The 8,586-nt window shown below is 51.3% G+C and carries 6 protein-coding genes and 1 pseudogene; all 7 read left to right on the top strand.

All coding sequences use genetic code 11. The features are described 5' to 3' along the window. Positions 1 to 197 (top strand): annotated as a pseudogene (locus BM058_RS18295) (ISLre2 family transposase); the annotation flags it as partial. 232 nt (positions 198 to 429) lie between these two features. Then, positions 430 to 1,131 carry a heptaprenylglyceryl phosphate synthase gene (gene pcrB, locus BM058_RS11985; RefSeq protein WP_090927289.1) on the top strand — a complete coding sequence of 234 codons (702 nt, stop codon included), beginning with the start codon at positions 430 to 432 and terminating at the stop codon, positions 1,129 to 1,131. A 75-nt stretch (positions 1,132 to 1,206) separates the two neighbouring features. After that, on the top strand, positions 1,207 to 3,414 hold the full coding sequence (gene pcrA / locus BM058_RS11980) for a DNA helicase PcrA (RefSeq protein WP_090927293.1): 2,208 nt from the start codon (positions 1,207 to 1,209) through the stop codon (positions 3,412 to 3,414). A 21-nt stretch (positions 3,415 to 3,435) separates the two neighbouring features. Then, a complete protein-coding gene (gene ligA, locus BM058_RS11975; RefSeq protein ID WP_090927288.1) occupies positions 3,436 to 5,439 on the top strand; it encodes an NAD-dependent DNA ligase LigA in 2,004 nt (667 codons plus the stop codon). A gap of 103 nt (positions 5,440 to 5,542) precedes the next feature. Then, the gene (locus tag BM058_RS11970; protein ID WP_090927287.1) at positions 5,543 to 6,724 is read left to right on the top strand and encodes a CamS family sex pheromone protein; all 1,182 of its coding nucleotides are present in this window, start codon (positions 5,543 to 5,545) and stop codon (positions 6,722 to 6,724) included. A gap of 89 nt (positions 6,725 to 6,813) precedes the next feature. After that, positions 6,814 to 7,104 carry an Asp-tRNA(Asn)/Glu-tRNA(Gln) amidotransferase subunit GatC gene (gene gatC, locus BM058_RS11965; protein ID WP_090927286.1) on the top strand — a complete coding sequence of 97 codons (291 nt, stop codon included), beginning with the start codon at positions 6,814 to 6,816 and terminating at the stop codon, positions 7,102 to 7,104. Between the two features lie 16 nt (positions 7,105 to 7,120). Next, positions 7,121 to 8,578 (top strand): Asp-tRNA(Asn)/Glu-tRNA(Gln) amidotransferase subunit GatA, encoded by a 1,458-nt coding sequence (gene gatA / locus BM058_RS11960; RefSeq protein WP_090927285.1) that lies wholly within the window; start codon positions 7,121 to 7,123, stop codon positions 8,576 to 8,578. Positions 8,579 to 8,586 lie beyond the last annotated feature (8 nt).

The raw sequence follows: 8,586 nt of genomic DNA, 5'->3' as shown, positions 1-8,586 counted from the left end.
AAACCCTGCGGGCGGCGTACCTGAACCGGTATCAGCCACGATCGGTGAGACAGCAGCGCCAATGGGCCCGCATGGTGCGAATGACCGACATTCTTCGAGATCCGGTTCGCGAATCCAACGGAGTGATATCCGGAACCATAGCGCTGCACACCGCTCATTCCACAGCGATGGGGCACATGGTCAAAAGCCTTTCGTAGACCTCGTTGTATGGCCTGTTTTCGCCAGAAAACGGGGCATACAACGAGGCCACCAAGCGGAGCGCGGTAGGAGATTCACGGTGTACAACGATAAAGGGCTGGAAGCCGCCGTCTTTCAGAGCTACCGAGAAAAACTTGACGCATACAGGGACGATCGGCCTTTTGAGGGAGGACCGCGTTTTTGCTATAATTAGATGTTGGAATGGAATAAGACGTAAGTGGAGGAGCAGCAATGCTTGACTATACAGAATGGCGTCATGTCTTTAAATTGGACCCGGCGCGGGAAATTGATGATGCCTCTCTTGAGAAAATATGTGAATCAGGAACCGATGCTGTCATTGTCGGCGGAAGTGACGATGTCACCTTGGACAATACGCTGGCACTGTTATCGAAGGTCCGCCGGTACGCGGTGGCCTGCGCACTCGAAGTATCGACGCTTGAAGCCGTAACACCGGGCTTTGATTACTTTTTAATCCCTACTGTCCTGAACGCCGGCGATACCCGCTGGGTGACCGGGCTTCATCATCAGGCACTGAAAGACTACGGCATGCTCATGGACTGGGAGACGATTATTGCGGAAGGATACTGCATACTGAATCCCAACGCCAAAGCGGCGGCGTTAACCGAAGCAGATGCTTCTTATGATGAGGAAGATGTCCGGGCGGCTGCACTGATGGCCGACCGCCTCTTTCATCTGCCTGTGTTTTACCTCGAATACAGCGGCATGTACGGAGATCCGGAGGTTGTGAAAGCGGCGGCAGACAACCTTGAGCAGGCGCGTCTGTTCTACGGGGGCGGTATCCGCACGGCAGAGCAGGCTCGTGACATGGCAGCTGTTGCCGATACGATCGTTGTAGGAAATATCGTATATGAAAACCTCAACAGAGCACTGTCCACGGTAAAAGCCGTCAAAAATAGTAGCGCAAATGAATGAAATAACGTATAATGAAACAATCGAACATACGTTTCACAGGTGGTGGAAGGATTGCAACGAGAAATCGTGGAAAAAATGCTTAACGGAATGAATCCCGAGCAGCGGGAAGCGGTCCAGCATACCGAAGGACCGCTGTTAATCATGGCAGGCGCGGGAAGCGGGAAGACAAGGGTGCTGACCCACCGGATGGCTTACCTCATCCGGGAGAAAGGGGTCCCTCCTTTTTCGATTCTTGCGATCACTTTTACAAACAAGGCGGCCCGTGAGATGAAAGAACGGGCGTCTGAACTTGTCGGCCCGGCGGCTGAAGATATCTGGATGTCTACATTTCACTCGATGTGTGTGCGGATTCTGCGGCGCGATATCGACCGCATCGGTTTTAACCGTAATTTTTCGATACTCGATGGATCTGATCAGCTGTCTGTCATCAAACAGATTCTAAAAGACCAGAATATCGATTCGAAAAAATTCGATCCGCGCGGCATGCTTGGAATGATTTCCTCATCGAAAAACGTGCTCGAACCGCCGAAGAAGTTTGCTGAGCGGGCGGAAGGGCCGTTTGAAGAGACCGCAGCGGATGTCTATAAAGAATACCAGCGGCGTTTAGGCTCTAATCATGCTCTTGATTTTGATGATTTGATCATGAAGACCATTCAGCTGTTCCGTCAGGTTCCGGAAGTGCTGCAGTTTTATCAGCGCAAGTTTCAGTACATTCACGTGGATGAGTATCAGGACACGAACCGGGCGCAGTATGTGCTCGTCAATCTGCTTGCTGAGAAGAACCGTAACATCTGCGTTGTCGGCGATTCCGACCAGTCGATTTACAAATGGCGCGGCGCCGATATTCAAAACATCCTCTCTTTTGAACAGGATTATGAAGAGGCACGTTCGATTGTGCTTGAACAGAATTACCGGTCAACGCAGACGATTTTGAAAGCGGCCAATAATGTAATCCAGAACAACATGGGGCGCAAGCCGAAGAATCTTTGGACTGAAAACGATGACGGGGCCCGTATTCATTACTTCTGCGGGGCCGATGAGCGTGAAGAATCGGCCTATATCGTGGAACGCATTAAAGAAGCAGTGCAGAGCAGCCGGTTTGATTATTCTGATGCCGCCGTGCTGTACCGCACGAATGCCCAGTCCCGGATCATTGAGGAAATGTTTCTCAAGTCCAATGTGAATTATAATATGATCGGCGGCACGAAGTTCTATGACCGGAAAGAAATCAAGGATGTGCTGGCGTATCTCAGACTTGTTGCGAATCCGAATGATGACATCAGCCTCCGGCGCATTATTAATGTTCCAAAACGCGGGCTGGGCGCGGCAACTGTGGATAAAATCGGCGCGTATGCGGATGCCCAGGATATTTCCATGTTTGCGGCACTTCAGGAAGCGGATCAGATTGGTCTTGGCTCCCGTCCGGTAAAGAAGCTGGAGGCTTTTGCCGAACAGCTCGGGCACTGGATTCAGATGCAGGAATACTTAAGCGTGACAGAACTTGTGGAAGAACTTCTTGAAAAGACGGGTTACCGTGATTCCCTTAAAGAGGACAAGTCGCTGGAGGCCCAGAGCCGCCTTGAGAACATCGATGAATTTCTGTCCGTGACAAAGGATTTTGAGAAGAAAAACGACGATGTCTCTCTTATCGCGTTTTTGACAGACCTGGCACTTGTTGCTGATGTGAATCAGGATGAGGAAGACGGAGAAAGCGCGGTTACGATGATGACGCTTCACTCCGCCAAGGGCCTCGAGTTTCCGCTCGTTTTTCTTGTGGGCATGGAAGAAGGCATCTTTCCCCACAGCCGTTCTCTTTTTGAACAGGAGGAAATGGAAGAAGAACGCCGCCTTGCCTATGTCGGGATTACAAGAGCCGAGCAGGAACTTCATCTTACGCATTCGAACATGCGCCAGCTGTACGGACGCACCCAGGTAAACCCGATGTCCCGGTTTATTGAAGAACTACCCGAGGATGTCATCGACCGGGAGAAAGAGGACAAGCCCGACTGGATGAACAGCGGCAGGCAGAGTAAGAGTGATTCTCCGTTTGAACGCCGCAGACAGGCAGCTGTTTCCCCTTCGAAAGGACGCTCTATTTCAGCGGAAGGTGGCGGAAACCAGTATGACTGGAAAGTCGGCGATAAAGCCGAACACGGAAAATGGGGTACCGGCACGGTAGTCAGCCTCCACGGCGAAGGAGAAGACGTCGAGCTTGATATCGCATTTCCGACAGAAGGAGTGAAACGTCTGTACGCCAAATTCGCTCCGATTACAAAAGCGTAGCAGGCAGAAAGGAAGAAAGAAATGGATCAAACGAAAGCCGAAGAACGTGTCAATGAACTCCGGGAAACCCTGGAGAAATACGGATACCATTATTACGTGCTGGACGATCCGATTGTTCCGGATGCCGAATACGATGAAAAGCTTTCGGAACTGCTGGAACTGGAGCAGCAGTTTCCGGAGCTTCAGAGCGGCGATTCTCCGACAGTGCGGATCGGCGGGAAGCCGCTCGATGCGTTTGTTAAAGTACAGCACACTATCCCGATGATGAGTCTTGGCAATGCTTTTCATGAGCAGGATCTCCGCGACTTTGACCGCCGCGCCCGGCAGGGGTCCGGTGAAGCTTTGGACTACGTATGTGAGTTAAAAATCGACGGTCTCGCTGTATCGTTAACCTATGAAAACGGGCGCTTTGTGCGGGGAGCTACAAGAGGTGACGGAACAACCGGAGAAGACATTACGAACAACTTAAAAACGGTCGGTTCCATCCCGCTTCGGTTACACAGCGCTGTCGATTTGGAAGTGCGCGGGGAAGTATTTATGCCGAAACGGTCGTTTGAACGTCTGAATGAAGCGAAAGAACAAAACGGCGAAGCGGTATTTGCGAATCCGCGGAACGCTGCCGCCGGTTCCCTCCGTCAGCTCGATCCGAAGACTGCGGCCAACCGGAATCTTGACATTTTCACCTATGCCATCGGCAATGACAGGGAGATGAACGCCGCCACCCATTACGAAGCAGTGCAGTATATGAAAGAGCTGGGCTTTAAGACGAACCCTGAAAGCAGCTATTGCCGGGACATCGAAGAAGTGATTGAATTTGTGAACGGGTGGGTGGAGCACCGCAATTCCCTCTCGTATGAAGTGGACGGTATTGTTGTGAAGGTAAACAGTCTAAAGCAGCAGGAGACGCTCGGTTTCACGGCGAAAAGTCCGCGCTGGGCCATTGCCTACAAGTTCCCGGCCGAAGAGAAAGTGACCCGCCTCCAAGATATTATTTTATCTGTCGGCCGCACCGGGGCTGTCACTCCGACAGCTGTACTCGATGCGGTGCAGGTAGCGGGCACCACCGTGCAGCGCGCTTCCCTGCATAACGAAGACCTGATCCGCGAGAAAGATATTAAAATCGGAGATCAGGTGATTGTGAAAAAAGCGGGGGATATCATTCCGGAGGTTGTACGCGTACTGGATGACCTGCGCGACGGCACAGAAGAGGAATTTTTCATGCCCTCGACCTGCCCGGCCTGCGGCAGTGAGCTCGTTCATCTTGAAGAAGAAGTTGCTCTGCGCTGTATTAATCCGCAGTGCCCGGCCCAGATCCAGGAAGAGCTTATTCATTTTGTATCACGCAATGCCATGGACATTGACGGTCTCGGCGAAAAAGTGATCCAGCAGCTCTTCAGCCATCAGCTTGTCACCGGGATTGCCGATCTGTATAAATTGCAGCCGGAGGAACTGCTGAAGCTGGAACGCATGGGGGAAAAATCTGTTCAGAATCTGCTGGATGCCGTAGAAGCGTCTAAAGCTAATTCTCTGGAAAAACTTGTGTTCGGTCTTGGTATCCGATTTGTTGGAGCGAAAGCGGCCCGGACCCTTGCTGAAGAATTCCGCACAATGGATAATCTGCGCAGCGCGGAAACCGAAGACCTGCTCGCAGTCAATGAAATAGGAAACAAAATGGCGGAAGCAGTCGTCCGTTATTTTGAGATGGCGGAAGTGAACGAACTGGTGGATGAACTTCAGCGTCTCGGGCTGAACATGGAGTATAAAGGACCGGTAAAGGAAGACGTTACCGGTGATTCTCCGCTGAACGGCAAAACGGTTGTACTCACAGGGACAATGCAGCAGTTGACCCGGAATGAAGCAAAAGAAAAAATAGAAGCGCTCGGCGGAAAAGTGACCGGAAGTGTCAGCCGCAGTACCGATATTGTGGTGGCCGGGGAAGATGCCGGATCCAAGCGGACGAAAGCCGAAGAGCTCGGGGTGGCCATTTGGGACGAAGATACTTTTCTGTCGGAGATTGGTTCTTGATTCGTTTTTCGGTAAAAAGCGGACGATGGATAAATGTGTCATCATCATGTAAGATGGAAACCGGAACACGATAAAATGTTCGGATAAATGAGGAGATGGAAGAATGTGGAGAAAAACCGGGGTTCTGACGGCTGCCTCGTTTCTTCTGCTGACCGGGTGTATACCGGGCCTGCAGCAGGATCAGCAGGAAGAAGGGGTGGACACAGAGGAGAACGAACAGACGACAGAAGAAGATACGGTGGAAGTCAGTCCGGAAGTCCCCAGTCTTGATAATTATTACCGCAGTGTACTGCAGGACGGACAATATATAAGCGGCGCGGCACGCACGTTTCACAGGGATGTCATGTACAACCGGATGGATCTTGAACGGATGTCGACCGGCATGCAGGAGCTTGCTGCCGGAGAATTCAGCCAGGAAAATTACTTCTTTCGTCCCGGTCAGCTCATTTCCAGCAGTGAACTGAACAGCTGGCTGATGAGGCAGTCTGAAGATAATGAGGCCGGACTCAACCCGCCGCTTGCGGATGCCGATAATTTTGAAGAACGGGAAAGAAACAACCCGCGTCCGTTATCCAATATTATTGAACATAATTATATGGTCGAAAATGACAACGGAAACCTGCAGCTCGGCGGCATGGTGATCGGACTTTCGATGAATAATCTCTATTATTTCAGACAGGAAAACGAGGATGGAACCTATGGCCCGTGGCTCAGTGAATCCATCAGCAGAAAAGAAAGCATGCAGGCAGCGCAGGACACGGCAACCCGGATTCTCGAAAGGCTGCGGAGTGAAGACAGAGAGAACGGCGCTCTTCAGGACATTCCGATTATGTTCACCGTTTTCCGGGAGGCCCCGCGTGATGCGGCTGTTCCGGGCAATTTCATCGCAAAAGGCACCGCGGAACCCGGAGAAAAAGTGAACAACTGGCAGAGTTTGAATGAAGATTACGTGTTGTTTCCTTCTACCGATGCAAGCGATAATCACCGCAGTGATGCCGAAGCATTTAACCAGTTCAGGGATGAAGTGAACACCTTTTTCCAAAATTTCGTCGGTGTTATCGGGGAAGGGTACTACCAGAATGATGAGTGGCGGGATCTTACAGTGGAAATCCCCATCACGTTTTACAGTGAAACAGAAGTTACAGCCTTCACCCAGCACGTAACCGATAAAGTGGAGCAGCATTTTCCGAATCTAGATGTCGAAGTCCGGATACATTCCTCGCAGGGGCAGGAAGCTCTTGTAGTGAAAGATGCAGGAGAAGAATCCTATACTCATGTGTATTAAAGGAGAAAGCGGGCATGCGTTGCCCGCTGCTGCCTTATTTGGTATCATCTAGGTATTGTGAAGATTTGTTTTAGCGGAGGTGACAGATCATGGAACGGATTTCAAAAGATCAGGTCAGGCATGTGGCGCATCTGGCAAGACTCTCTGTAACAGAGGAGGAAGTCGATACATTTACCGAACAGCTTGATGATATTATCGAATTTGCCGAGCAGTTGAATGAACTGGATACGGACGATGTGGAACCAACAACCCACGTTCTCGATATTCATAACGTGCTGCGCAAAGATGAAAAACGTCCGTCACTCGACCGGGAAGAAGCGTTGAAGAACGCGCCGGATCAAGAAGACGGTCAGGTGAAAGTACCATCGGTGTTAGAGTAAAGGAGGGACAAATAGAATGTCGATACTTGAAGAAAGCTTTTCCGGGATACATAAAAAGCTTCATAATAAAGAACTGAAAGTATCCGAACTCGTTGATGCTTCATTTTCCCGCATCAAAGAGGTGGATGACAAAGTTCAGGCGTTTCTCACCCTGAATGAAGAAGCAGCCAGAAACCAGGCTGCGAAAATGGATGAGGCGATGGGAACAGGTAACACACGCGGGCTGCTGTTCGGTCTTCCTGCCGGCATCAAAGATAACATTGTTACAAATGGACTCCGCACGACCGCAGCGAGCCAGCTGCTGGCAAACTTTGATCCAGTGCACAATGCAACCGTCATGGACGGCCTGGAAGAGGCGGACGCTCTCACGATAGGAAAACTCAACATGGACGAATTTGCCATGGGATCTTCTAATGAAAACTCCGGTTTTTACAGCGCGCGCAACCCGTGGAACACGGATTATGTTCCGGGCGGATCAAGCGGCGGCGCGGCGGCGTCCGTTGCCGCAGGAGAAGTAAGCTTTTCCCTTGGTTCTGATACGGGCGGATCGATCCGGCAGCCGGCATCCTACTGCGGCGTAGTCGGATTAAAACCAACGTACGGCCGTGTTTCCCGTTACGGGCTGATTGCCTTTGCCTCCTCCCTCGACCAGATTGGTCCGCTGACAAAAAACGTGGAAGACAATGCGCTCGTGCTCGGACAGATTGCCGGACATGACCGCAGGGACTCCACGTCTGCTGATGTTGGTATTTCGGATTATCTATCGTCGCTCACCGGTGATGTGAAAGGCATGAAAATTGCTGTTCCGAAAGAATACCTCGGCGAAGGGGTGCATGAAGGGGTCCGGAACCGGGTGCTTGAAGCACTGAAGGTTCTCGAACAGCAAGGCGCAGAGTGGGAAGAAGTTTCCCTGCCGCACTCGCAGTACGCGGTGGCAGCTTATTATCTGCTCGCCTCTTCTGAAGCATCCGCAAACCTCGCCCGCTTTGACGGTGTCCGTTACGGCGTGCGTGCCGAAAATGCGGACAACCTGATCGATATGTACAAAGAGACGAGAAGTCAAGGGTTCGGTGACGAAGTGAAACGCCGGATTATGCTTGGTACATTTGCACTCAGTTCCGGCTATTACGACGCGTACTACAAGAAAGCCCAGAAGGTCCGTACCCTTATCAAACGTGACTTTGATCAGATTCTGGAGAAATACGACGTGATCGTCGGACCAACCGCACCGACCACCGCCTTTAAAATCGGAGAAAAAGTGAACGACCCGCTCACGATGTACGCCAATGACATTCTCACGATTCCGGTTAACCTTGCCGGAGTGCCTGCCATTTCTGTGCCGTGCGGTTTCTCTGAAGGACTGCCGGTCGGACTGCAGATTATTTCACGACCGTTTGAAGAAAGTACTGTTTACCGCGCCGCCCATGCTTACGAGCAGGCAGCCGGACATTATAAAGCCAAGCCGGAATTGTAAGGGGGGAA

Origin of the sequence: Salibacterium qingdaonense, assembly GCF_900114715.1 — a bacterium.
GTDB lineage: Bacteria > Bacillota > Bacilli > Bacillales > Marinococcaceae > Salibacterium > Salibacterium qingdaonense.
The sequence above is the reverse complement of the archived record's forward strand: the minus strand, read 5'-3'. Positions and strand labels throughout refer to the sequence as shown.

What these genes read in the sequence shown, in the direction of transcription:
- pcrB (WP_090927289.1), top strand. Translation starts at nt 430, where the DNA reads ATGCTTGACTATACAGAATGGCGTCATGTCTTTAAATTGGACCCGGCG.
- pcrA (WP_090927293.1), top strand. Translation starts at nt 1,207, where the DNA reads ATGCTTAACGGAATGAATCCCGAGCAGCGGGAAGCGGTCCAGCATACC.
- ligA (WP_090927288.1), top strand. Translation starts at nt 3,436, where the DNA reads ATGGATCAAACGAAAGCCGAAGAACGTGTCAATGAACTCCGGGAAACC.
- BM058_RS11970 (WP_090927287.1), top strand. Translation starts at nt 5,543, where the DNA reads ATGTGGAGAAAAACCGGGGTTCTGACGGCTGCCTCGTTTCTTCTGCTG.
- gatC (WP_090927286.1), top strand. Translation starts at nt 6,814, where the DNA reads ATGGAACGGATTTCAAAAGATCAGGTCAGGCATGTGGCGCATCTGGCA.
- gatA (WP_090927285.1), top strand. Translation starts at nt 7,121, where the DNA reads ATGTCGATACTTGAAGAAAGCTTTTCCGGGATACATAAAAAGCTTCAT.